The 25424-nt window shown below is 37.3% G+C and carries 24 protein-coding genes, 2 rRNA genes and 1 other RNA gene; 15 read left to right on the top strand and 12 right to left on the bottom strand.

The window, feature by feature from the left end; translation table 11 throughout:
- Positions 1-39: 39 nt before the first annotated feature.
- Together ABVM52_RS14145 and ABVM52_RS14140 are read left to right on the top strand one after the other, a co-directional pair.
- Positions 40-2046, top strand: coding sequence for a DUF349 domain-containing protein (locus ABVM52_RS14145; protein ID WP_405381581.1), 2007 nt, complete (start codon positions 40-42; stop codon positions 2044-2046).
- A 67-nt stretch (positions 2047-2113) separates the two neighbouring features.
- Positions 2114-2443 carry a hypothetical protein gene (locus ABVM52_RS14140; RefSeq protein WP_405381578.1) on the top strand — a complete coding sequence of 110 codons (330 nt, stop codon included), beginning with the start codon at positions 2114-2116 and terminating at the stop codon, positions 2441-2443.
- Between the two features lie 53 nt (positions 2444-2496).
- On the opposite strand, the gene rny is transcribed toward ABVM52_RS14140, so the two are convergent.
- The 4 genes from rny to ABVM52_RS14120 all read right to left on the bottom strand — a co-directional run bounded on the left by rny (position 2497) and on the right by ABVM52_RS14120 (position 4883).
- Positions 2497-4065: a ribonuclease Y gene (gene rny, locus ABVM52_RS14135; RefSeq protein WP_405381576.1), complete on the bottom strand. Its 1569-nt coding sequence runs from the start codon at positions 4063-4065 to the stop codon at positions 2497-2499.
- A 50-nt stretch (positions 4066-4115) separates the two neighbouring features.
- A non-coding RNA gene (gene ssrS / locus ABVM52_RS14130) (6S RNA) lies at positions 4116-4225 on the bottom strand.
- Positions 4226-4286: 61 nt separating this feature from the next.
- Entirely contained in the window at positions 4287-4580 is a 294-nt protein-coding gene (locus ABVM52_RS14125; RefSeq protein WP_405381574.1) for a cell division protein ZapA, read from the bottom strand.
- Positions 4581-4592: 12 nt separating this feature from the next.
- The gene (locus tag ABVM52_RS14120; protein WP_405381572.1) at positions 4593-4883 is read right to left on the bottom strand and encodes a hypothetical protein; all 291 of its coding nucleotides are present in this window, start codon (positions 4881-4883) and stop codon (positions 4593-4595) included.
- A gap of 194 nt (positions 4884-5077) precedes the next feature.
- Here ABVM52_RS14120 and ABVM52_RS14115 point away from each other — a divergent pair, with 194 nt between their 5' ends.
- The 3 genes from ABVM52_RS14115 to ABVM52_RS14105 are packed head-to-tail and all read left to right on the top strand — an operon-like array spanning position 5078 to position 9901.
- Positions 5078-6769, top strand: a complete 1692-nt coding sequence (locus ABVM52_RS14115) for a M23 family metallopeptidase (RefSeq protein ID WP_405381570.1) — start codon at positions 5078-5080, stop codon at positions 6767-6769.
- Between the two features lie 33 nt (positions 6770-6802).
- Positions 6803-9238: a TonB-dependent receptor plug domain-containing protein gene (locus ABVM52_RS14110; RefSeq protein WP_405381568.1), complete on the top strand. Its 2436-nt coding sequence runs from the start codon at positions 6803-6805 to the stop codon at positions 9236-9238.
- A 9-nt stretch (positions 9239-9247) separates the two neighbouring features.
- Entirely contained in the window at positions 9248-9901 is a 654-nt protein-coding gene (locus ABVM52_RS14105; RefSeq protein ID WP_405381566.1) for a hypothetical protein, read from the top strand.
- A gap of 1 nt (position 9902) precedes the next feature.
- Here the strand turns inward: ABVM52_RS14105 and ABVM52_RS14100 are convergent, their stop codons facing one another.
- Positions 9903-11051 carry a cysteine desulfurase family protein gene (locus tag ABVM52_RS14100; RefSeq protein WP_405381564.1) on the bottom strand — a complete coding sequence of 383 codons (1149 nt, stop codon included), beginning with the start codon at positions 11049-11051 and terminating at the stop codon, positions 9903-9905.
- A 112-nt stretch (positions 11052-11163) separates the two neighbouring features.
- Between ABVM52_RS14100 and ABVM52_RS14095 the strand changes: the two genes are divergently transcribed.
- Positions 11164-11667 carry a hypothetical protein gene (locus ABVM52_RS14095; protein WP_405381562.1) on the top strand — a complete coding sequence of 168 codons (504 nt, stop codon included), beginning with the start codon at positions 11164-11166 and terminating at the stop codon, positions 11665-11667.
- A 1-nt stretch (position 11668) separates the two neighbouring features.
- Here the strand turns inward: ABVM52_RS14095 and ABVM52_RS14090 are convergent, their stop codons facing one another.
- Positions 11669-12211, bottom strand: coding sequence for a Smr/MutS family protein (locus tag ABVM52_RS14090; RefSeq protein ID WP_405381560.1), 543 nt, complete (start codon positions 12209-12211; stop codon positions 11669-11671).
- 26 nt (positions 12212-12237) lie between these two features.
- Between ABVM52_RS14090 and ABVM52_RS14085 the strand changes: the two genes are divergently transcribed.
- The 3 genes from ABVM52_RS14085 to ABVM52_RS14075 are packed head-to-tail and all read left to right on the top strand — an operon-like array spanning position 12238 to position 13233.
- On the top strand, positions 12238-12576 hold the full coding sequence (locus ABVM52_RS14085) for a DUF2752 domain-containing protein (protein ID WP_405381558.1): 339 nt from the start codon (positions 12238-12240) through the stop codon (positions 12574-12576).
- Between the two features lie 16 nt (positions 12577-12592).
- On the top strand, positions 12593-12934 hold the full coding sequence (locus ABVM52_RS14080) for a CCC motif membrane protein (protein ID WP_405381556.1): 342 nt from the start codon (positions 12593-12595) through the stop codon (positions 12932-12934).
- Positions 12934-13233 (top strand): CCC motif membrane protein, encoded by a 300-nt coding sequence (locus tag ABVM52_RS14075; RefSeq protein ID WP_405381554.1) that lies wholly within the window; start codon positions 12934-12936, stop codon positions 13231-13233. The genes ABVM52_RS14080 and ABVM52_RS14075 overlap by 1 nt, the downstream gene beginning before the upstream one ends.
- A 54-nt stretch (positions 13234-13287) precedes the next feature.
- On the opposite strand, the gene rocD is transcribed toward ABVM52_RS14075, so the two are convergent.
- Entirely contained in the window at positions 13288-14571 is a 1284-nt protein-coding gene (gene rocD / locus ABVM52_RS14070) for an ornithine--oxo-acid transaminase (protein ID WP_405381552.1), read from the bottom strand.
- A 250-nt stretch (positions 14572-14821) separates the two neighbouring features.
- Between rocD and ABVM52_RS14065 the strand changes: the two genes are divergently transcribed.
- The 4 genes from ABVM52_RS14065 to ABVM52_RS14050 all read left to right on the top strand — a co-directional run bounded on the left by ABVM52_RS14065 (position 14822) and on the right by ABVM52_RS14050 (position 18846).
- A complete protein-coding gene (locus tag ABVM52_RS14065; RefSeq protein ID WP_405381550.1) occupies positions 14822-15997 on the top strand; it encodes a mechanosensitive ion channel in 1176 nt (391 codons plus the stop codon).
- Between the two features lie 180 nt (positions 15998-16177).
- Positions 16178-17590: a 23S rRNA (uracil(1939)-C(5))-methyltransferase RlmD gene (gene rlmD / locus ABVM52_RS14060; RefSeq protein WP_405381548.1), complete on the top strand. Its 1413-nt coding sequence runs from the start codon at positions 16178-16180 to the stop codon at positions 17588-17590.
- Between the two features lies 1 nt (position 17591).
- Entirely contained in the window at positions 17592-18098 is a 507-nt protein-coding gene (locus tag ABVM52_RS14055) for a DUF6452 family protein (RefSeq protein ID WP_405381546.1), read from the top strand.
- Positions 18079-18846, top strand: a complete 768-nt coding sequence (locus ABVM52_RS14050) for a DUF6048 family protein (RefSeq protein ID WP_405381544.1) — start codon at positions 18079-18081, stop codon at positions 18844-18846. The genes ABVM52_RS14055 and ABVM52_RS14050 overlap by 20 nt, the downstream gene beginning before the upstream one ends.
- Here the strand turns inward: ABVM52_RS14050 and ABVM52_RS14045 are convergent.
- On the bottom strand, positions 18841-19071 hold the full coding sequence (locus tag ABVM52_RS14045) for a hypothetical protein (protein ID WP_405381542.1): 231 nt from the start codon (positions 19069-19071) through the stop codon (positions 18841-18843). The two genes, ABVM52_RS14050 and ABVM52_RS14045, sit on opposite strands and share 6 nt — an antisense overlap.
- Positions 19068-20237 carry a class I SAM-dependent RNA methyltransferase gene (locus tag ABVM52_RS14040; RefSeq protein WP_405381540.1) on the bottom strand — a complete coding sequence of 390 codons (1170 nt, stop codon included), beginning with the start codon at positions 20235-20237 and terminating at the stop codon, positions 19068-19070. The genes ABVM52_RS14045 and ABVM52_RS14040 overlap by 4 nt, the downstream gene beginning before the upstream one ends.
- 94 nt (positions 20238-20331) lie before the next feature.
- Between ABVM52_RS14040 and ABVM52_RS14035 the strand changes: the two genes are divergently transcribed.
- Positions 20332-21003, top strand: coding sequence for a ZIP family metal transporter (locus tag ABVM52_RS14035; RefSeq protein ID WP_405381538.1), 672 nt, complete (start codon positions 20332-20334; stop codon positions 21001-21003).
- Positions 21004-21429: a DUF4268 domain-containing protein gene (locus ABVM52_RS14030; RefSeq protein WP_405381536.1), complete on the top strand. Its 426-nt coding sequence runs from the start codon at positions 21004-21006 to the stop codon at positions 21427-21429.
- A 23-nt stretch (positions 21430-21452) separates the two neighbouring features.
- Here ABVM52_RS14030 and ABVM52_RS14025 read toward each other — a convergent pair whose 3' ends face one another.
- From ABVM52_RS14025 to ABVM52_RS14015, 3 genes are all read right to left on the bottom strand, one after another.
- A complete protein-coding gene (locus tag ABVM52_RS14025) occupies positions 21453-22085 on the bottom strand; it encodes a hemolysin III family protein (protein ID WP_405381534.1) in 633 nt (210 codons plus the stop codon).
- A gap of 108 nt (positions 22086-22193) precedes the next feature.
- Positions 22194-22305 (bottom strand): 5S ribosomal RNA (rrf, locus tag ABVM52_RS14020).
- Between the two features lie 170 nt (positions 22306-22475).
- A 23S ribosomal RNA gene (locus ABVM52_RS14015) occupies positions 22476-25302 on the bottom strand.
- Positions 25303-25424: the final 122 nt, after the last annotated feature.

The following is a 25424-nucleotide window of genomic DNA, read 5'->3' as shown; positions in this document are numbered from 1 at the left end:
AGGGGTAGTCACTATCTTGTAAGCATATAATTAAGGAATATGTCCGAGGATAAAGAACACCAAATACCAGAATCATCAATAGAGGAAAAAACTACTACGGATACTTCAAGTAGTGTATCGGAAAGCCAAGATGTTCAAGAAGAAAAAGCAGAAGACATCAAAACGGAAGATACCAATGCCCAGTCCGTAAAAGAAACTGATGCCATTGAAGAAATTGATGAGTCCAATGCAGAGGACGCGGAAGATGAAGATACGGTAAAAAGACATGAGATTCCTATGCCGGATTATCATGAAATGAGCATGGAAAACCTGGTTGGTGAATTACAACGTTTGGTCAAGAACGAAAAAGTCCAGGCCATTCGTAAACATGTAGATGCCATCAGAAATGAATTTAACCAGAAGTTCGATGAATTTATAGAAGAAAAAAAACAGGAATTCATAGACAATGGGGGCGCAGAAATTGATTTTAGGTATAACTCTGTTGACAAAAGACAATTCAACGAAGTTTATACAGACTATAAAGAGAAACGAAATCAATATTATAAAAGTTTAGAAAAGAGCCATAAGGAAAATCTTGCCTATCGTTTAGATTTAATAGAACAATTAAAAGCGTTGGTAAATGTTGAGGAAGATATAAATACTACCTATAACAATTTTAAGGATATACAGGCTAAATGGAGACATGCAGGCCCTATTCCCAAAGCCAACTATAATAATGTATGGAAGACCTACCACCATCATATTGAAATTTTCTATGATTTTTTAAATATAAATAGAGAATTACGAGATCTGGATTTTAAGCATAATCTGGAAGAAAAGAGTAAAATAGTAACCAGGGCAGAAGAACTTGCCAAAGAACCAGATTTAAACAGGGCATTTAGAGAGCTGCAGGTGCTACATAAAATTTGGAAAGAAGATTTAGGACCTGTAGGAAAAGAACATAGGGAAGAAATTTGGGAACGTTTTAGCGCGGCCACCAAGACCATTCATGAGAGAAGACAGGATTATTTTAAAAACCTTGATCAAATCAAGGAAGAGAATTTGGAGCGTAAAAATGCCATTATAGAGGATATTAAGAAAATTGCATCTTCCGTATCTTCCAATCATGGAGCATTACAACAACAAATAAAAACCATAGAGGAATTAAGGGAATCTTTTTTCAAGGCCGGACAAGTACCCCAAAAAGTAAATTCCAAAACCTGGAATGCCTTTAAAAGTGCCGTACGTGAATTCAATCAAAATAAAAACGCCTTTTACAAAAACCTAAAAAAGGAACAACAGGAAAACTTGCAAAAGAAACGAGCATTACTTGAATTGGCGGTTTCACTGAAAGATAGTGAAGATTGGGATGCCACGACACCTGAAATGAAGCGTATACAGAGTCAATGGAAAAAGATTGGTCATGTTCCCCGTAAATATTCCGATAAAATCTGGAAAGATTTTAAAAATGCATGTAATCATTATTTTGATAGACTTAATGCACTTAAAAATGATGCATTTAAGGAAGAAATTGAAAATTATAAGAAAAAAGAGGCTTGTATTGAACGTTTAAAAGATTTTAATTTAAGCGGTGACAAAGACAAAGACTTATCATCTATTAAAGAATTTACAGAAGAATGGAAGCAAATTGGTAAAGTTCCTTTTAAGAAAAAGAACATTAACCAAAAGTTTGATAAAATAATAGATGCCCTGTTCCATAAATGTGGTGTAAGTAAGCAAGAATCTGAGCTACTGAAATACGGTAATAAGATTCAGCAGCTTAAAACAACGGACAATCAAGAACTGGCCATCCAAAATGAACGCGCTTTTATTAGAAAGAAAATAGACGAAAGTAAAAGTGAAATAAGGCAGTTAGAGAATAATTTGGAATTTTTCTCAAATGCATCAGAAAGTAATCCGTTGGTGCAAGATGTCATAAAGCGTGTTAATGAACATAAAGAGTCCTTAGCCGCATGGAAAGCAAAATTGAAAAAGCTGAATATCCTAAAGAACAATCTTACCAAGGATGTCGATGAAAATGACTCTACCGAAAGTGAAGACGAATAATACCGCAACATAAGCGCTAAAGCAATCTATATATTTGGTAGGTCATAGGATTTAAGTATCAACCCACATGAAGCACTTATTTCTCATGATTAGTATGTTATTTCTCCATAGATTTAACGCTCATTCATTTTCATCCTATATAGCACTACCGAATTTCTCTTATCAGGAAAATTATAAGGAGAATGCACTAACGGTCCTTGAGAACCGATGTAATGTATGCCATATTAAAAAACAAAAGGAACTTGTCTTTACTCGTGACAATATGGTTCAATATTCGTTTGCTATAGAGCAACAGGTCTTTATTAAGAAAAGAATGCCCAAGGGAAGAAGAAATAAACTTACCGCAACGGAGCAGAACAACCTTAAATTATGGCTGGAAGCATTAAAAAATCATTGAAATAAAAAAAGCCTCTAGTATTAAGAGGCTTTGTTATTGAAGTAAATATGATATTATTTGGCCACGTTGACTGCTCTGGTTTCCCTAATAACAGTAACTTTTACCTGACCTGGATATGTCATATCCGTTTGTATCTTTTGAGAAATTTCAAAGGATAGCTGTGCAGCCCTATCATCGTTAACCTTTTCACTTTCAACAATGACACGTAATTCTCTACCTGCCTGTATGGCGTAGGCTTTTTGTACACCACTAAACCCAAATGCAATTTCCTCTAAGTCTTTTAGACGCTGAATATAAGAATCCAACACTTGTCTTCTAGCCCCTGGCCTTGCACCGCTAATGGCATCACAAACCTGCACTATAGGTGCTATTAGCGTTTTCATTTCAATTTCATCATGGTGGGCACCAATAGCATTGCAAACTTCTGGTTTTTCACCAAATTTCTCCGCCCACTGCATTCCTAGGATAGCATGTGGAGTTTCCACTTCATTTTCCGTGTTAGGTACTTTACCAATATCATGTAAAAGTCCCGCACGTTTAGCTATTTTAGGATTCAAACCTAATTCAGAGGCCATAACGCCACAAAGCTTGGCTACTTCCCTAGAGTGCTGTAAAAGGTTTTGACCATACGATGAGCGATATTTCATTCTACCAACCGCACGTATTAGTTCTGGATGTAACCCATGAATACCAAGGTCTATAACGGCCCGCTTACCTATTTCCACAATCTCGGACTCAATTTGTTTTTCTGTATTTTTAACAATTTCCTCTATTCTTGCCGGGTGAATTCTACCATCGGTTACCAATTTATGTAATGACAACCTAGCCACCTCTCTACGTACAGAATCAAAACAAGAAAGAATAATAGCCTCTGGAGTATCATCAACTATAATTTCTACACCGGTAGCAGCCTCTAGCGCCCTAATATTTCTACCTTCCCTACCAATGATCCTACCTTTAACGTCATCAGATTCTATATTAAATACAGAAACACAGTTCTCCACAGCTTCTTCCGTACCGATTCTTTGAATGGTATTGATAATAATCTTACGAGCTTCTTGTTGCGCAGTAAGTTTAGATTCCTCTACCGTAGACTGTATAAATGCCATGGCATCTGACTTCGCGGTTTCCTTTAAACTTTCCACTAATTGATTTTTAGCCTCATCTGCAGAAAGTCCGGATATAACTTCTAATTGCTGAACTTGGTTTTTATGCATCTTGTCCAGCTCTTCATGACGCTTATCGAACAAGGCACTTTTCTTCTCTATCTCCTTGAGTTTGCCATCTAATTGGGAGTTCATCTGCTTGTTTCTGGCAAGCTCACTACTTATTTGCGATTCCTTGTCACGTGTACGTTTTTCGGCTTCGCTTATTTTTTTGTCCTTCCCGTAAATTACTTTTTCATGTTCAGCTTTAAGTTCTAAAAACTTTTCCTTTGCCTGTAATATTTTTTCTTTCTTAATGCTTTCCCCTTCCTTATTGGCTTCCTTAATAATGCGCTCAGCATCTTTCTTTGCATTAATTATGGTTTTAGAGGCTTTCCCTTTTTCCAAAAATTTTGCTATCGCAAAACCAATTGCCAGCCCAACTATTGCGGCAATAATTATCATTGTACTATCCATAGTCTAAATTAATTAATAAAAAAATAGCCCACATTGGAGAAGTTTTGATCAAACTCCGGTAAACAGGTTTAGGGCTAACAGACTGATCAAGGATCCCTATACAAGTAGGGCCTGCTTTTACAATCTAAACTCACCCTTTTTAAAAAAATAAATGTTGAGTTTGTCAAAAGGTAATACCAATGTGGGCAGTATAACTTAATGTATTTAAAAGAACGTTTTTTTTACAAAGCTAGTTTAGAATTCACCAAATCTTCCAATGCCTTAAGGCGTTGTTCCGCTTTCTTGGTTCCTTCTGTTTGCTCAATGCCATTTTGCTCAATTTTAGATGCAAATTGTAAGGCACACATGGCCAATACATCCTGCTTATCCCTAACTGCGTAATTTTGCTCAAATTTTTTGGCCAACTGTTCAATATTTTTAGCGGCCTTTCTTAAACCCTCTTCTTGAGCTGGATCAATCGTTAAAGGATATACCCTATCTGCAATTGAGAGTTTTATTTTGAGCTTTTCTGACATATTTTATAGACATTATTCCGATAGTTGCGCTATACAATGGTCCAACTCCCGTATCAATGTATTTATTTTAAGCTTAGCTTCTGTTTTGTTTGTATTACTGCCAAGCATTGAATTCGCCAGTTTAAGTGAATTGTACTTCTCTTCCCATTCAGACACCGTTTTACTTGCATTCTCTTGTGAAGATTTTATGTTCTTCAATTCCTTTTTCAATTGTAAATTATCATTGTTAAGAGCCTCTAGCTGCTGTAACAATTTGCTAATTTTATTTTCTAAGGAATCAACGATTTTAATCAATTCTCCCATACATCAAAATCAATGCGATTTACACAAAGTTAACATAGATTAGATGACTTAGCAATAGTTTTGTGAAATATTCCTAAATGAAGGTTAATTATATTGTCAAATATTTATACTATCGGCCTTTATTAAAATTTTAGCACAAGCAACTTCCCAGAATTGTGCTTCTTTAATTATTTTCGCACTATTGCATCTACTTTATGAAAAAAATAACCTACGTCTTATCCTTACTTTTCAGTCTTACAATAATAGCTCAGGAAAACTATCCTAAGGATGTTTTTGACCCACCAATGGATATCCCCATTATTTTGGCCGGTACTTTTGGTGAATTACGTTCCAACCATTTTCATTCAGGTCTGGATATAAAAACCCAACAACGCGAAGGAATTCCTATAAAATCTATAGGGGACGGCACCGTTACCAGAATTAAAGTTTCTCTATGGGGGTACGGAAAGGTCCTGTACATTGCACATCCCAATGGTTATACCTCGGTTTATGGGCACCTACAAAAGTTTTCCCCACGAATAGAAGCATATATTAAAAAACTTCAATACGAGAAAAAATCTTTTGAGGTCGAAGTTTTTCCGGATTATGGGGAGTTAAAGGTTGAAAAAGGAGAATTAATAGCATATAGTGGAAATACGGGAGGTTCTGCAGGCCCTCATTTACATTTTGAAATTCGCAGCAGTATTTCAGAAAAACCTACCAACCCATTTCTATATGGTTTACATGTAGCCGATGCCACAAATCCTACATTAGAAAAATTATTTGCATATCCATTGGATGACAATGCCCATATTAACAACAACCAAGAGAGGACACAGATCAATTTCACCAGACAAAGTGATGGCACCTTTCTAGCGGACAAGGTAGAAGCCCTAGGAGAAATAGGCTTTGGATTTGTAGGTTTTGACAGGTTGGATATGGCGGCAAACAAAAATGGTGTTTACTCCGTAGAATTCAATGTTAACGGCAAGACGTATTCCCTTTATGATTTTGAATCGTTCTCGTTTGGCGAGACCAGATACATTAACACGCTAATAGATTATGATTACTATGGCAAGTACAGACAGCGGATACAGAAAAGCTTTAAGTCTGCGGGCAACAATTTAAGTATTTATAAAGAAATTTATAATCAAGGTAAAGTAAAAGTAAACAAAGGGCTCAGCTACACGGCAAATCTAATTATTAAGGATTATGCAGGAAACAAAACACAACTTACCATACCTATAGAAGGAAAGGAAAACCAAGGCCCTAAAACTAGTAGGGAAAAAATTACCGATAGTTATTTGGTGGCCAAAAAGCCGAACAACTATGATTTGGGAGGTGCAAAAGTATATTTTCCAGCAAATACATTTTATGAGGATTTTTATATTGATTTGAAAAAAGGTAATGATACGGTAACCATACATAGCAATACCGTACCGGCGCATAGGAATTTCACCATTACTTTTGACGTATCAAAACACCCTAAGGAAATACAAAAACAATTGTTTATAGCAAGATTAAACGACAAGTTGCAACCCAGTTTCACCAATACCTATAAACGGGGCAACTTATTTACGGCGCGCACCAGATATCTTGGAACATATACCATAGCAAGGGATACCACTCCCCCAACCATTAGAACCAAAAATTTTAAGGAAAAGCAGTGGCTTAATAATTATAAATACCTTAGTGTTAGTATAGCGGACGACTTAAGTGGTATTGATACCTATACGGCAACATTAAACGGGGAATGGATTTTAATGGAATATGAACCAAAGCGCAATACCCTAACTTATAATTTTGATGATAAGATTGCGGACCAAACGCAATGTGTTCTAAAAGTGACCGTTACAGATAATGTAGGAAATGTAAATACGCTTACCACCTCTTTTTATAGAAAATAGATATTGAGATCGTATAATTTTCTGGCCCTTATCATGATATTGTGCAATGCCATTGGCTATGCGCAAAATGCGACTATTACAGGTATAGTTCTTGACGAAAACAATAACGCCCTGGCCGATGTACATATAACAACGGGGCAATTGGGCACCACTACAAACAGCCTTGGTTTCTATTCACTTGAGCTAGTTGCGGATCAGGAGAACACCATAGTCTTTTCCCATATTGCCCATAAGGATGTTATTCTGGAACATCTCATATTGACCACCAACGATATTTTTGAGTTCAACCCAATTTTAAAAACCAATACCACACAAATAGGAGAAATTACGGTTCTGGCAAATGGAGAAAGATCTTCACAAACAATTTTAAATATAGCACCAGCTACAATAAGAAAAATTCCAGGCGCCAATGCCGGAGTTGAAACAATTTTAAAATTATTGCCCGGCGTAAATGCCAATAATGAACTATCTACCCAATATGCGGTAAGGGGAGGAAATTATGATGAAAATTTGGTCTATGTAAACGAAATTGAAGTTTATAGACCTTTCCTAATAAGGTCTGCCCAACAAGAGGGCCTAAGTTTTGTAAACAGTGATCTTGTACAAGATGTAAAATTCTCCGCAGGAGGATTTCAAGCCAAGTATGGTGACAAGCTTTCTTCTGTACTGGACATCAAATACAAAACCCCTACATTATTTTCATTACGCATGGAAGGTAGTTTTCTAGGGGCGCAAGCAAGTATGGAAACCGTGTCTAAGAACAAAAAATTAAAAAGTGTATCTGGTTTTAGATACAGAAATAATTCCCTCCTTGTCAATAGCCAACAGACCCAAAACAATTTTAACCCTGCTTTTACGGATGTTCAAAGTTATCTTACCTATCAGCTAAGCAGTAAATTTAGATTGAATTTTTTAGGCAATTTATCTCTCAACGACTATGTAAACGAACCTTTAAACAGACAGACCAATTTTGGTACATTGAACGATCCCCAAGCCTTAATCGTTTATTATGAGGGTATAGAAAAAAACAAGTATATAACTGCATTAGCTGCTGTAAAAGGCACGTATCAATTAAGTGATAATACCATATTAAAATTAATCTCCTCCATTTACCACACCACAGAAGAGGAATATTCAGATGTAATTGCAACCTATGGCCTAGGTGACGTAGATAGCAATTTTACCAGTGATACCATGGGAGAGGTTTTAAATCCTAGAGGGATTGGTTCACAATTTAACCGAACAAGAAATGACCTGGATGCCTTAATACTAAATTTAGAGCATAAGGGGTCTCATAAAATCAAAAATAGTCTTATAGAATGGGGTGCTAAATATACCCATGAGGATATACGGGACCAATTAAGGGAGTCTGAGTTTATTGATTCGGCCGGATTTTCAATTAGACCCCCAAGACCTGAGTTCATTAATAATCAGCCCATAGATCCTTTTAATGCTCCCTTGGTTGCTTATAACAGTTTAAACGCCCTAAATTTTGTACAAACCGACCGTTTTTCCGGATATGCACAAATTGGGACTCAAAACACATGGAAAAACACTAATTTATATTACAATCTTGGCATGCGATTTCATCATTGGACCGTTAATGATACAAATGGGGAAAAAGTGTCCCAGACCGTTTATAGCCCAAGGTTACAATTGGCAATAAAACCAGATTGGAAAAAAGATATGCTGTTCCGGTTTTCTACCGGACTATATCATCAACCCCCATTCTACCGCGAATTAAGGGATTCTACAGGTATGGTAAACGCTAATGTAAAAGCCCAACGATCATATCACGTAGTTTTGGGTAACGAATACAGTTTTCTTCTTTGGGACAGGCCATTTAAACTGATAAGTGAAGCATATTATAAAAAGCTTAAAAATGTAAATCCGTATACTCTAGAAGATGTTCGTATTCGTTATAGTGCAAACAATGATACCGATGCTTATGTTTATGGTGCAGAACTACGATTAAACGGTGCTTTTGTACCTGGAACGGAATCATGGGTAAGTCTAGGCTATTTAAGGACCGAGGAAAATAGGAACAACCGAGGTTATATTGCTAGACCTACAGATCAACGATTGAAAGTGGGGATTCTTTTTCAAGATTACATTCCTAAAATTCCAGATTTAAAAATGTATCTTAATCTAGTTTACCAAACAGGTGTACCAGGTGGGTCTCCTAGCTATGCAGACCCTTATATTTTTCAGAATAGATTAAGGGATTATAAGCGTGCAGATTTAGGAATTTCCTATATTTTTGCAGGCAAGGACAAGCTGTTTCCTGTCACATATTGGTTGCATACTTTAAAAGAGCTTACAATTGGGTTTGAAATTTTTAATTTATTCAACAACCAAAACTCCATTACCAATACATGGGTAAGAGATGTGGACAGTAAGAATGAATTTGCCGTACCTAACTATTTAACATCAAGGGTATTGAACCTAAAATTAGGTATACACCTATAAAATAAACAAATGAAGCGCGTACTTTTCTTTTTGACCACATTGTATTGCATTGCCGCTTTGGGGCAAAAGAATATTTATGAAAGTCCAAATTTTGATGAGTTAAGTGAAGACCATGCCGTTTTGGCAATTATTCCTTTTCTAACAAATCTGGATCTTAACGAACCTATTTCTTCCGAGGAACAGAAAAGGCTTGAAGAAAATGAGGGGTATGCCGTACAAAATGCTTTGGAGACCTATTTCTCTAGACGTAGCAAAAAGAAGAAATTACCGGTCAAGTTTCAAAACATTAAGAATACCAAGGCTATTTTGGCCCAAAATAATGTTTCCTATGAAAATATTGATGTGTACACTACCAAACAGTTAAGTGAAATTTTAGGCGTAGACGGTATTATTAGCGGCACTCTAGACCTTAACATTCTACTTTCTAGCGGGGTACCTACAGAATTTAGTTTTACGGATTATATCTCTGGCGGAGCCGATTATGGACGTATAGGCATTAAAATCAGCGATGGGGATTCAGGTAGATTACTATGGAAGTATGAAAAGGAAATTAACAAAAAGACCGGCAAAAACACTACGGACCTCATTGATCGTATGATGAAATTAGCAATAAGAAAATTTCCTTATGAACGTGAAAGAAAGAGAGACCGCAACAAGAACTAAATTAACTTTCTATAATATCCTTTAAAACCTTAATGGTATAGTCAATTTCTTCCCTAGTGTTATAGGTAGAAAATGAAAAACGCACCGATGGTTTTTTCATATCCTCTTTAGATAAAATTTGGGCTAATACGTGGCTACCCGTATCACTCCCAGATTGGCACGCACTACCTTTGGAGCATGCAATACCTTTAATATCCAGATTAAATAATAGCATCATGGCCTTATCTTCGGTAATGGGCAAACAAACATTTACCAACGTATAGGTGCTTTTCTCCAAATCTCCCGAATGGCCGTTGAATGTGGCATTTGGTATTTCTTTCCGCACCTGTTGAATAAAATATTTCTTAAGACCTTCAACATAGTTTCTTTCAGAATCCAAATTATCATAGGCATGTACAAATGCTTCTTGCAGGCCAACAATATTATGAAAAGACTCCGTACCTGCCCTAAGTCCACGTTCTTGGGAACCACCGGATATCATACAACTCATACCAGAATTTTTACGGATAAAAGCAAAACCAATTCCTTTAGGTCCGTGAAATTTATGTGCCGCAGCGGCAAGAAAATCTATAGGAAATTTTTTAACGTCCCACTCATAATGACCTAAGGATTGCACCGTATCTGAATGTACCAAGGCATTATACTTTTTCGACAACAAGGTAATTTGCTCCAAGTCTATTTTATTGCCTATTTCATTGTTTACATGCATTAAGCTTACCAATTTTTTTGAACCATCGGCCTTTAAAAGTTCCTCTAAATGTAACAGGTCAGGATTACCATAAGTATCCAAATTAACATAACGTAACTCAATAAGTCCTTTAGCTTCCAATTCTTCTACAGTATGCAATACGGCATGGTGCTCTATTCTTGTGGTGATAATGGTTTTTACTCCAAGATCCCTTACCGCACACCTTAATATCATGTTATCCGCTTCAGTACCACCACTGGTGAAAATAATTTCAGAAGGCTGTGCATTAATATATTTAGCTATAGTTTTTCTAGCACTTTCTATTGCTGTTTTGGAAGTTCTACCAAAGCTATGGGTAGAAGAAGGATTTCCATAAGAATTGGCCAATGCATCTTGCATTTTTGAAATTACCGTTGGGTGAACCTGTGTAGTTGCCGCATTGTCTAAGTATACCTGTTTCATCAAAGCCTGCTCTAATAAATAAAGCACAAAAATAGCTCAAATAAAGTTAATTTACCCATAAATGGAGGGCGCGCTTTCCATGGGTTTATAATTTTTAAATTAAATTTGAAGTATGAAAAAATACCTTTTAATTGGTTGCTTGTTTTTATTCTTGGCCTGTGATGATGGCGATCTTCAAATAGAAACAGTGGACTTTGACAGCGTAACCGATGTGCAAAATTGTGGCACCCTATCCACCTCCTCCACTAACGTGGTCTTTAAGATTAATGGTGATGAATCATTGATAATTACTTTAGCGAGCGGACTATTGAAAAATGAAGTAACAACAACCGATAGGGAAAGTGCCGTTCCGAGTAATTCACAAGTGAGCTACCGTATTTTTTCAGAATCCGTAACAAGTGCATATTTCTGTGATGCACCGCCGCCACTGACGCCAACGGTAATTGAAGAAATTGAGGCAGAAGGTGGTACCGTAGCCATTAGCACTACAACCACAGATGACGTAACCTTTACGCACACCATTAAATTAAGCGGTATTACCTTTGTAAATGAAAATGGTAGTAGAATTACGGATTTACAGATCAATGAATTTGGCGTAGTAACTACAGGCGGATAGTTTAAGGATTCTGATAGATATAAACCTCTGTTGCGCCAAGACCGTATTTTTGATACTCCGCGTCATAATATTTAATATTATCATATTTGTTGAACAAGTAGCGTAGTTCCTCTTTTAGAATACCTTCTCCTACCCCGTGAATAAAGACAACTTTCTGTATGCGTTTACCAATGGCAAAATCTAACTGCCGTTTTGCTGTTTCCAATTGCAGGTTTAGCATGGCGTAATTATCCATTTGTTTTGGATTCTTTACCAATTGGTTGATATGCAAATCAACTTCCATCTTAGGGGCGTTGCGCTCCTTGGGCCTAACCACTGCCGTCTTTCTTTTCTTTGGTAGTTCTTTTTCTTTTTTTATGCGGGCAATTTCATAATTGGATACCCGGATTTCATCAGCAATCAAAACAAGTTCATGGGGTGCATACACCAAAGGAAAACCATCATCACTAATAATTGTAATGTTATTGCCATGAATAGCATTTACCTTTCCTTTAATGACATCATCAATGGTTTCTACAGTATCACCTATCTGAAATTGAGACATGTTTTTGTTTTGTATACACAAAAATAATGGTAATTTTCCGACTATTAATTTATTTACAGATGCGCCTCAAGGCATTAATTCTTTTTTTAGCATTAGAAAACTTTATGCTTCCCTGCTTTACTAAACAGTTGCTTGGGGTTGATTGCCCTGGGTGCGGATTGCAACGTTCGTTGTTATTTTTAATTAAGGGGGAATTTATTTCCGCCTTTTTAATGTATCCGGCTATTTATCCTATGTTAGCCTTGTTTGTCTTTTTGGGCATCAATAAGTTTTATCCCATTAAACATTCAAATACTATTACGATAATACTTATGGTAAGTACCGTAGGTTTTATATTGACCAATTATATATTAAAATTTATCTAACTAAACCTTTAAAATTATGGAACAACAAAAATTACCCAATGTTACGTTGATATTAGTACTTGGCATTGCATCTATTATACTATGTTGGTGTTATGGTATCCTAGGGCTTATCCTAAGTATCATAGGATTAATATTGGCAATGAATACCTCTAAGGTCTATAAGGCCAATCCTAATGACTACACAAATTATTCAGCCCTTAAAACAGCAAAACTGGTCTCTATTATTGGTTTGGTCCTGAACATTTTATTTTTATTGTTCATGATTGGATTTATTATGTGGATAGGCTGGGATGTTGTCATGAGCCAAGACCAAGAACTTATTCAAGAGCGTATGAATGAATTATTAAACAACCAATAATGGAAGAAAAAATTCCAGGTTCTAGCAATGCATTGACATTTGGCATACTATCTATAGTTTTGACACTTTTTTGCTGTGGTCCATTTGGTGCTATTTTCAGTTTCATTGGGTTGAATTATGCTAAAAAAGCAAAGGCATTCCATGAAGCCAATCCTGGCAATTACAGTGGATATGATAATATACAGACAGGTAAGATACTGTCTTATATAGGTCTGGCCCTTTCTGTAATATTATTAATACTCACCATTATTTATTTTGGGCTCATCATTGCATTTTTTGCAACGGCTGATTTTCAATAACAACTAGTATTTAAATAAAAAAATCCCCGATATTACATCGGGGATTTTTTATTTCTAGTTTTTAAACTCTTGCAGTGTTTTAATAATAATTGCAACACATTCTAAAAGTTGTTCTTTAGTCATAACCAACGGTGGAGCAAACCTTATGATATTACCGTGAGTTGGTTTGGCAAGCAAACCATTTTCCTTTAATGCCATACAAATATCCCATGCGGTAGAACTTTCTTCCGTATCATTAATAAGAATGGCGTTCAAAAGTCCTTTACCCCTTACACTTTTAACAAGATCGCACGTTGGAATGAACTCGTTTAATTTTTCCCTGAAAATTTCACCTAGATTATACGCGTTTTCCGCAAGTTTTTCATCTTTAACAACTCCTAAGGCGGCCATGCCCACAGCTGCAGCAATAGGGTTCCCTCCAAACGTACTCCCGTGATTTCCTGGGCGAATAACTCCCATAATATTGTCATTGGCCAATACTGCTGATACCGGATATGCGCCACCAGACAAGGCTTTACCTAAAATTAGGATATCTGGTTTAATTTCAGGAGTACCGCTACAATGCTTATCTGGACAAGAACAATTACCACATGTGGCAAGTAAACGTCCGGTACGCGCAATACCTGTCTGTACTTCATCGGCAATGAACAAAACATTATACTTTTCACATAATGCTTTTGCACCACTTAAATATCCTTCAGAAGGTACATAAACCCCTGCTTCACCTTGTATTGGTTCCACAAGAAATCCTGCTACATTATCATTAGATTTTAAAACTTCTTCAAGTGCTTCTAAATTGTCGTACTCTATTTTAATGAACCCGTCTGTATACGGTCCAAAATTTTTACGAGCTACCGGATCATTAGAAAAGGATATAATTGTAGTGGTACGACCATGAAAATTGTTTTCACAAACAATAATCTCAGCATTGTTCTCTGCAATACCTTTTTCTTCGTAAGCCCATTTTCTACAAATTTTTAAAGCCGTTTCAACAGCTTCGGCACCTGTATTCATAGGTAACAGCTTATCAAAATGAAAAGTTTCGGTAGCGTATTTCTCATACTTACCCAACATATCATTATAAAAAGCCCTTGAAGTCAAAGAAAGTGTTTTGGCCTGTTCCACCATAGCGTCTACAATAACTGGGTGGCAATGACCTTGGTTTACTGCAGAATATGCAGATAGAAAATCAAAATACTGTTTGCCTTCAACGTCCCATACATAAACACCTTCCCCCCTGCTCAATACAACAGGTAGTGGGTGATAATTGTGTGCTCCGTGTTTATCTTCCAATGCAATTGCATCTTCAGAAGATGTGATGTTTTCTAAAATTGACATGATAAAAAATTACTTTAAATAAAACTTTAGCAATTCCTTCTATACCTTTTTCCTTTCAGATCCCGATAAAGCTATCGGGGCGAAAATTCAGCGTGGGAGAGAAATCATCCTGTAGAATTACAAACTTAATAAATAATCTTTTTTGAATCACCATAAAACCTATAAGAACCTTTGAACTACCAAATAATGTGACTACTATCTAAAAAATGTGTCTTAATAAATATAACCTATTAACTATAAAAAGAACATTATGAACTATTTAGAGAACATTATGACAAGCCTTTCAAACTCAGTTGGCGATTTTTTACCAACTACTATTGGTGCCATACTAATACTTATTATTGGCTGGTTTATTGCCAGATTTTTAAAAAGGCTCATTACCAAACTAATCAAAAAAACCAATGTAGATAACAAACTTGGAACGGGCAAAGTTGTACTATCTTCCTTTATTGGGAAACTGGTTTACTTCTTTATCATGATTTTTGTTTTCATGCTTGCGCTAGAAAAACTGGGTATGAGAAGTGTTTTAGATCCGGTCAAAAATTTACTTAATGGGTTTACAGATTACATACCTAATATTGTAGGTGCAGGTTTAGTAGGTTATATTGGTTATATGTTAGCAACTATAGTTTCTGAACTTGTTGGGCTTTCTGGTGAAACCATACAAAGCTTTGTTCCTAAATTAAAATTACCAGAGAATTTAGATTTAGTGAACATACTTAAAAAAGTCGTTTTCATTTTTATATTCATTCCATTATTGATCAATGCCCTTAATATTTTAAATATGGATGCCATTTCTGTTCCTGCAACACATATGTTAGAACAATTTTTCAATGCCATCCCTAAAATAATTGTTGCAGTACTAATTCTACTCATTTTTGTAATTGGAGGTAAATTTGTTGCTGGCTTAATAACCGATTTATTAGAGAGTTTAAATTTAGATGGCATAGTTAATAAAATGAACTTAAGCAGTATTTCGTCTAAAACCAATCTTGCAAAATTAATTGGTAACGTGGTTTACTTTTTCATTGTTCTTTTTGGGATTATTACCGCACTGGAAAAATTAGAATTTGAAAAACTAACAAATGTATTAGAAACCTTGGTTGGGGTTTCAGGAAATATTCTATTTGGGCTGGTTATATTGATCATAGGTAATTGGATTGCATCAACGGCTCACAAAACAATGGCCAAAGATGAAAATAATCTTTTTGTAGCGTCGATAGTAAGAATGTGCATTTTAGCTATTTTCTTAGCGATGGGTCTTAAAACCATGGGCATTGGTGACGACATCATAAACATGGCCTTTGGTATTACATTAGGTACCATTGCAGTAACCATTGCACTATCTTTTGGCTTAGGCGGAAGAGAAGCTGCGGGTAAACAAATGGAGAGAATTTTAAATAAATTCAACAAAAAGAAACAATAGTTTTTCTACCAAATAAAATATAAAAGTCAGGAAATCTTTCTAAACGATATTCCTGACTTTTATTTTTAGGAAAACCCAAACCTGTGCATTACAATATTCAACATCTTTTTTAACTAAATATAACAAGTCAACAGTACTTATTAGTTATAATAAATGCAACGGGATGCTTACTTTTGCCACATGCGAAAAAAGAAAAAGCGACTGGTTTTTGAAAATGTTTTAGTGACCGATGCAGCTGCAAAAGGTAAAACTATTGGTAAGGCCCCAGATGGCAGGGTTATTTTCTTGAACAACACTGTACCCGGTGATGTGGTAGATGTACAAACCACTAAAAAGCGAAAAGCATATTTTGAGGGCACAGCAATTAATTTTCACTCCCTTTCAGATAAAAGGGTAGATCCAGTTTGTCAACATTTTAATGTCTGTGGAGGTTGCAAGTGGCAAGATATGGGCTACAAGCATCAACTATTCTACAAACAAAAAGAAGTAGAGAACAATCTTAAAAGAATCGGCCATTTAGATTTACCGGAAATGACGCCGATTTTAGGTTCTGAGAAACAGTATTTCTACAGAAATAAGATGGAATTTTCATTTTCCGATAGTCGTTGGCTTACCCTAGATGAAATTCAATCTGACAAGCAAATCGATGATAAAAATGCTTTAGGCTTTCACATACCAGGTATGTGGGATAAAATATTGGACATTAAAAAATGTCATCTTCAAAAAGACCCTTCAAACGCTATTCGGTTAGAAACAAAAAGATTTGCTATTGAAAACGGATTAACCTTTTTCAACCCAAGAAACCAATATGGTATGTTACGCACGTTAATGCTAAGAACATCATCTATTGGCGAGATAATGGTATTGGTGCAATTTTTTGAAAATGACAAGGAGAAGAGAGAGCTTTTATTGAACCATTTAACAACTACGTTCCCAGAGATAACATCTTTGTTATATGTAATAAACCCTAAGCAGAACGATACTATTTATGATCAAGAAATCATCTGTTTTTCTGGAAGAGATCATATTTTTGAGGAAATGGAAGGACTCAAGTTTAAAATCAATGCAAAGTCCTTTTATCAAACCAACTCCAAGCAGGCTTATGAGCTTTACAAAATCACCAGAAATTTTGCCGATTTAAAAGGTGATGAATTGGTGTATGACCTTTACACAGGCACGGGAACCATAGCACAATTTGTATCAAAAAAAGCAAAGAAGGTTGTTGGTATTGAATCTGTTCCAGAAGCTATTTTAGATGCCAAGGCCAATGCAGAAAGAAATGCAATTAAAAACGTAGACTTTTTTGTTGGGGACATGAAAAATGTTTTTAACGAACAGTTTATAGCTCAAAACGGTGTTCCCGATGTTATAATTACTGACCCACCACGTGATGGAATGCATAAAGATGTTGTTCAACAAATTTTAAACATTGCGCCTAAAAAAGTAGTGTATGTTAGCTGTAATAGTGCTACCCAAGCTAGAGATTTAGAATTGATGAAAGAAATGTACAACATTATCAAGGTTCAACCTGTAGATATGTTTCCGCAAACTCATCACGTAGAAAATGTTGTACTTTTAGAAAAGAAAATTTAGGATGAGAAGGCTACATATAGTAATTCTGTGCTTCATAGGTATCATTGCGATATCATCATGCGAAAAAGATGATATTTGTGTAGAGGGCGATACGCCACTATTGGTCATAGAGTTTTATAACATTTCAGATACAACTGCAATAAAAAATGTACCTACGTTAAGAGTAGTAGGAGTTGGTCAGAATGTCACCGTAAACACAGTTGCAGATAGAACTGCTCTTAGCACCATCTCCATACCGCTTAAAACAGATGTTGACATGACCAGTTTTATTATGATCAACAGTTCCGCTGACAATGACGAAGGGTTTGAAACGGGAAATATTGATACGGTAAACTTTTCTTATCAACGTATGGAAGACTTTTTATCCAGGGGTTGTGGCTTTATTGTAAATTATGATGAATTGCAGGCAAATACAACAATAGATTCCGATAATTGGATACAGGATATAGAAGTAACAAGAACTCAAGTAATCAATTCAGATTCTACCCATGTCAAGATATTTCATTAGTCTTCTTATTGTCTTATGCAGCTACACGGCCTATAGCCAGGACAAGCCCATAGATCTCAACCAAAAAGATTCTATTACATATCAGCAATCTTATGGTTTGCGCCTAGGTGTAGATTTAAGTAGAATCCTAAGAACATCCTTGGATGATAATTATAAAGGCTTGGAATTGATTGCAGATTACAGGTTAACCCAAAATTTATACATAGCTGCAGAAATAGGTAATGAAGAAAAGACCAAACAGGAAGATTTATATAATTTTACCACCTCAGGTAGTTATATAAAAGTTGGTGTGGATAAAAATAATTATGCCAATTGGTACGGTGAACAAAATATGATTTATATAGGTGGAAGGTTAGCCTTCAGTACTTTTGAAAACACCCTTAACAATTATCAGTATTTTGATACTAACCGCTATTGGAGTTCAGAAGACTTTCCAAATGGTTCTATGACACCAGAAAATTTTTCAGGGCTTTCCGCTACTTGGCTAGAAGGTGTATTTGGGACTAAGGTAGAAATGTTCAAAAACTTTTACCTAGGGGCCAGCATTAGATTAGGAATTATATTGTCCCAAAAAGAAAATGACAGGTTTCCTAATTTGTATATACCAGGATTTAACAAAGTTACAGATGGCAGCCGTTTTGGTGTTGGGTATAATTACAGTATTTCATATGTACTACCTTTTTATAAAAAGAAGAAAAAAGCATCTACAAATACACCAACTGAAGAACAGTCTAGCGGCGAATTATAACACTTTATAACCCTTTATAAAAACCCATTTCATAACAATTCTCTGGTGCCCTTCAATTTTTGCAACTGCAAATTTTGGAGCCAAAACAGAAGCTGTTATTGCCGCTATTAAAGACATATAAAGCGGTTGAATTGTCAAGGCCAAATGTAAGATATAACGAAACATCACAAAGAGTAACGCAAAGGCCAAAAAATTAAATATTAAAACTTTGAATTTAGGCTTCATTCTTCATTTCTTTTTTGATACTTAGCTTTTTTACTCCCCTCATACATCTCATATTTTACCAAGCGAGACTCTAAATGGCTATTGAATACTTTTATCTTTCTTGAAGGTCGCAATCCCACAAATTTTAAAGCTGGCAAATTACTGGTTACAAACCAAGCATTGGTTCCAGGATATCCTTGTTTTAAGGTATCACCAATGGCACTGTAAAAATTTTCCATCTCTATATCCAAACGTTCTCCATAAGGCGGATTAAAACACATATGCAGCGTTCCTTCCGTTTGCTTGGTTGTTTTAAAGAAATCTTTTCTTTCTACAGTTATATATTCTTCAAGATTGGCATTCTCAATATTGTCCTGAGCTTTTCTTACTGCTGATGGAGCTTTGTCATACCCTAAAATTTTATGATGAAACTCCCTGGTTTTCTTTAAACTAGCATCAATAATTTTCTCGAACAGTTCATCATCGAAATCTGGCCATTTTTCAAAAGCAAAACCTTTTCTATTAATATTGGCAGGTATGTTACAAGCAATCATTGCCGCTTCTGTAAGCATGGTACCACTACCGCACATAGGGTCCATAAAATCACATTGACCGTCCCAACCACTCAATAAAATCAAACCAGAGGCAAGCACTTCATTAATTGGGGCAATATTGGTTGCAGTTCGGTATCCCCTTTTGTGCAATGAATACCCAGAACTATCTAAAGAAACATTACATTCATTATTATGGATATGAATATTTATTCTTAAATCCGGATCTTTAACGTCTACATCTGGTCTTGTCCCATCCGTATCCCTAAATTTATCCACTATGGCATCTTTAGCTTTTTGAGAGACGTAAAGTGAATGGGTAAAATTATCGGAATGAATGGTTGTATCTATCGCAAAAGTTTCAGAAACAGAAAGATAATCAGTCCATTCCATGGCATAAATTTTCTTGTATAGATCATTCTCATCCCTGACATAAAAAGAATGGATGGGCTTAATGATTTTAATGGCGGTTCTTAAACAAAGGTTAGCCTTGTACATAAAACCTGTATCACCTTCAAAAGACACATTCCTTACCCCTTCCACTACATTACTTGCACCAAGATTTCTAAGTTCCTTTGATAGTAGTTCTTCAAACCCGAACAAGGTCTTAGCGACCATCTTAAAATTATTACCCATATCCTTCTTTTCTCGTACCGCAAAAATACGCTAATTTTGATGCAAGATTAATTAAAGTCCTAATTCCTTTAATTAAAGCCAAACCAGCATTTACATGATCTACCTATTGCCCATTTTGGGAGTATTGTTGAGCTTTATATTTGTAGTAATAGCCAAACCCAAAAAAAACGAATACTTTAAATTACTATTGGCATTTAGCGGCGCATTTTTGTTAGCTTTGACCATTTTTGAAATGCTACCCGAAGTTTATACCAATCCCGATACAAAGACTATAGGGGTATTTATTATGCTGGGTATTCTCTTTCAAATATTTCTGGAATTTTTTTCCAAAGGTGCTGAACATGGTCATGTACATATTTCAAATGATAGTTTACAATTTCCATGGCTTCTTTTTTTTAGTCTTAGTCTTCATTCCTTATTGGAAGGTTTGCCAATAGAAGCCAATGATAATATCATATATGGTATTTTGATCCATAAAATACCAATTGCCATTATCCTGAGCATATTCCTTTTGAACTCAAAAATAAAACCATTATATGCAGGCCTTTTTATGGTACTTTTTTCGGTTATGACTCCGTTAGGTACTTTTTTATCACACAATGTAACATTGCTTACTACGTATGCAATCTATTTGCATGCTTTGGTAATTGGTGTACTATTGCATATATCAACTGTAATCTTATTTGAAAGTTCTGAAGGGCATAAATTTAATCTTCACAAACTTTTGGTTATAATTTTAGGAATCATCCTTGCATATTTTTTATAAATGTTCAGTAAAGAAGAATCAAGAAAATTACGTGAAGAATTTTGGATATCTTTTGGTAAATCATACCCGTATAAATGGACATTATATAAAACTGGTATAAAAGGGTTAACCTTTAAATTTCATTTTGACGTAAAAATGGCAATTGTCTCAATTGATGTAGATTCAGATTTTGAACAAAGAATTAAAGTATGGGATAAATTAATAGCATTGAAATCAATTTTGATTGATGAATTTCTTGCTGATGCAAATTTTGAAGATTTTTATATTCTTAAAAATCAAAAAGAGATTTCCAGAATTTATGTTGAATTAAATAAAGTATCTATTCATAATAAAGCAACATGGAAAGAAACTATGGAGTTTTTGTACAGTAATATGCTAGAAATAGAAAAATTCTACCAAGAGTATAAAGACTTTATAGAATCCTAATACAGCTAGCCAGACTCATTTTATTAAATAACATCTAGATAAATAAAAAACCAATGACTAATGGCTCCACCAAGGACAAAAAGATGCCAAATAAAATGATTGTAGGGTATCCTTCTCACTGCATAGAATAGAATACCAATGGTATAGAAAAGCCCGCCTAGCATAAGTAATTGCATTCCCATATTAGAAATATTATCAACTAAATTTTGAAAATCAAATACTATTAACCAACCCATTGCTAGGTACAATAACAAAGAAATTATTTCAAATTTACCGGTAAAAAATAATTTTAATATAGTCCCAATAGCGGCAATACCCCATACGGTAAAGAAAATAAGCCATCCATTTCCATCTACCAATGTTATCAATGCCACAGGAGTAAATGTACCTGCTATGAGATAATAAATATTTATATGATCCAAAATTCTCATGCGTAACTTCCAAACCCTTGCACTAATAGCATGATAAACAGTTGAAACCATCAACATACTTATTAATGAGACACTATAAATAAGGATACCAAAGGTTGCATATGCAGATTTATTGGTGTTATTGGCAACTAATACCAACATACCTACCAACGCCAATACGGCACCCAAACCGTGGGAAATTGCATTAAACCTTTCCTCTTTATCCAATAATTTTAGAGATGGCATATGAATTTTGAATTAGTCTTTTAATACTATTAAAATTATGGAAAGATTCATTGAACCAAAATATATTCCATAAAAAAAGCCCCTTACATTACTGTAAGGGGCTTTCGAAAAAGGCGGCTACCTACTCTCCCACTTGGTATAGCAGTACCATCGGCGCAAACGGTCTTAACTTCCCTGTTCGGAATGGTAAGGGGTGGGCCCCGTCGCCATGGCCACCTAAGTTTTGGATCGGGGATTCCCGACCGCGGCCTTCGCCGCAATATCGTTGACATCAATGGAACAGGATCCCAAAAAGGAAAGAAGCACTTATAATATAAAAGTATGTTTCGGTATAAAAAGAAAGAGGTTAAAGATCGTCGTCCGCCCCGTTCATAGGAACGGGACGAGCGTATGCGCAAGCCTGACGGGCAATTAGTACTACTCGGCTACGGACGTTACCGCCCTTCCACCTATAGCCTATCGACGTGGTCATCTCCCACGGCCCTTTAAAGAAATCTCATCTTGTGGCGGGTTTCGCGCTTATATGCTTTCAGCGCTTATCCCATCCCGACATAGCTACCCAGCGATGCTCCTGGCGGAACAACTGGTGCACCAGCGGTCGGTCCAACTCGGTCCTCTCGTACTAGAGTCAGATCCACTCAAATTTCTAACGCCCGCAGTAGATAGAGACCGAACTGTCTCACGACGTTCTGAACCCAGCTCGCGTGCCACTTTAATGGGCGAACAGCCCAACCCTTGGGACCTTCTCCAGCCCCAGGATGTGACGAGCCGACATCGAGGTGCCAAACCCCCCCGTCGATATGAGCTCTTGGGGGAGATCAGCCTGTTATCCCCGGCGTACCTTTTATCCTTTGAGCGATGGCCCTTCCATGCGGAACCACCGGATCACTATGCTCTTGTTTCCAACCTGATCGACCTGTATGTCTCCCAGTCAAGCGCCCTTGTGCCATTGCACTCTACACACGATTGCCAACCGTATTGAGGGCACCTTTAGAAGCCTCCGTTACTCTTTTGGAGGCGACCACCCCAGTCAAACTACCCACCACGCACTGTTCCCTCGTAAGAGGGTTAGGCCCCGGACAAGCAAAGGCTGGTATTTCAACAATGACTCCACCACACCTGGCGATGCGGCTTCAAAGTCTCCCAGCTATCCTACACATTGCTTGACCAAGGTCAATACGAAGCTATAGTAAAGGTGCACGGGGTCTTTTCGTCCCACTGCGGGTAACCGGCATCTTCACCGATACTACAATTTCACCGAGCTCATGGCCGAGACAGTGTCCAGATCGTTGCACCATTCGTGCAGGTCGGAACTTACCCGACAAGGAATTTCGCTACCTTAGGACCGTTATAGTTACGGCCGCCGTTTACTGGGGCTTCAATTCAATGCTTCGCCGAAGCTGACATCTCCTCTTAACCTTCCAGCACCGGGCAGGTGTCAGGCCCTATACGTCATCTTTCGATTTTGCAGAGCCCTGTGTTTTTGATAAACAGTCGCCTGGACCTCTTCACTGCGGCCCCCCATAAGGGGGCGACCCTTCTCCCGAAGTTACGGGTCTATTTTGCCTAGTTCCTTAGCCATGAATCTCTCGAGCGCCTTAGAATACTCATCCCAACCACCTGTGTCGGTTTACGGTACGGGCTGCTTCACTCGCTTTTCTTGGAAGTCGATATGCTGGATTATCACCTTGGCCGTGGCCTCGGTGTACTATCGGGGCGTTACCGCTCCCTTCAACGTACAATTCCGTCTGTACGCACCAACTTCTCGCCTCCGTCACTTTTAGCGTGAGCAGGTACAGAAATATTAATCTGTTGTCCATCCACTATCCCCTTCGGGTTCGCGTTAGGTCCCGACTGACCCCCAGCTGATTAGCATAGCTGGGGAAACCTTGGTCTTTCGGCGTGCGGGTTTCTCGCCCGCATTATCGTTACTTATGCCTACATTTTCGTTTGTAACCGCTCCAGCATCCCTCGCAGGTACGCCTTCGACGCTGTTACAATGCTCCCCTACCCCTTGTATAAATACAAAGTCACGGCTTCGGTGATATGCTTATGCCCGATTATTATCCATGCGGAACCGCTCGACCAGTGAGCTGTTACGCACTCTTTAAATGAATGGCTGCTTCCAAGCCAACATCCTGGCTGTCAATGCAGTTCCACCGCGTTATATCAACTTAGCATATACTTTGGGACCTTAGCCGGTGATCTGGGTTCTTTCCCTCTCGGACATGGACCTTAGCACCCATGCCCTCACTGCGCAGAAACATTTTATAGCATTCGGAGTTTGTCAGGAATTGGTAGGCGGTGAAGCCCCCGCATCCAATCAGTAGCTCTACCTCTATAAAACTATCTACACGCTGCACCTAAATGCATTTCGGGGAGTACGAGCTATTTCCGAGCTTGATTGGCCTTTCACCCCTACCCACAGGTCATCCCAAGACTTTTCAACGTCAACGGGTTCGGTCCTCCACTATGTGTTACCACAGCTTCAACCTGCCCATGGGTAGATCGCACGGTTTCGCGTCTACTACTACTAACTATGGCGCCCTATTAAGACTCGCTTTCGCTACGGCTCCGGACCTGAAGTCCTTAACCTTGCTAGTAAAAGTAACTCGTAGGCTCATTATGCAAAAGGCACGCCGTCACCCATATGGGCTCCGACCGCTTGTAAGCGTATGGTTTCAGGATCTATTTCACTCCGTTATTCACGGTTCTTTTCACCTTTCCCTCACGGTACTGGTTCACTATCGGTCTCTCAGGAGTATTTAGTCTTGGCGGATGGTCCCGCCGGATTCATACAGGGTTTCACGTGCCCCGCACTACTCAGGATACCACTATCTTAATGCTCTTTGCCTATACGGGACTATCACCCTCTATGGTCGCTATTTCCAAAGCGTTCTAGTTCATTACACCTCGAATGTCGTGGTCCTACAACCCCGCACATGCCGGAACATGTACGGTTTGGACTAATCCGATTTCGCTCGCCGCTACTATCGGAATCACTTTTGTTTTCTCCTCCTCCGGGTACTTAGATGTTTCAGTTCCCCGGGTTTGCCTCCTTGCGGATACTATATCTTCAATATAGTGGGTTGCCCCATTCGGATATCTACGGATCATATCGTGTGTGCCGATCCCCGTAGCTTTTCGCAGCTTATCACGTCCTTCTTCGCCTCTGAGAGCCTAGGCATTCCCCATACGCCCTTTTCCAGCTTGTCGCCAGATCTTTAATCTATTCTATTCTTAATTCGTACTCTTTACTTAATAAAGATTCGTGTTTCTTTCTTTTTTAGTCGATAATACACCTAAATGTATTACCTCCTGTTCCAATATGTCAATGAA

The organism is Maribacter sp. LLG6340-A2, from assembly GCF_045057105.1.
GTDB lineage: Bacteria > Bacteroidota > Bacteroidia > Flavobacteriales > Flavobacteriaceae > Maribacter.
This window is presented reverse-complemented; position numbering and strand designations above follow the sequence as displayed.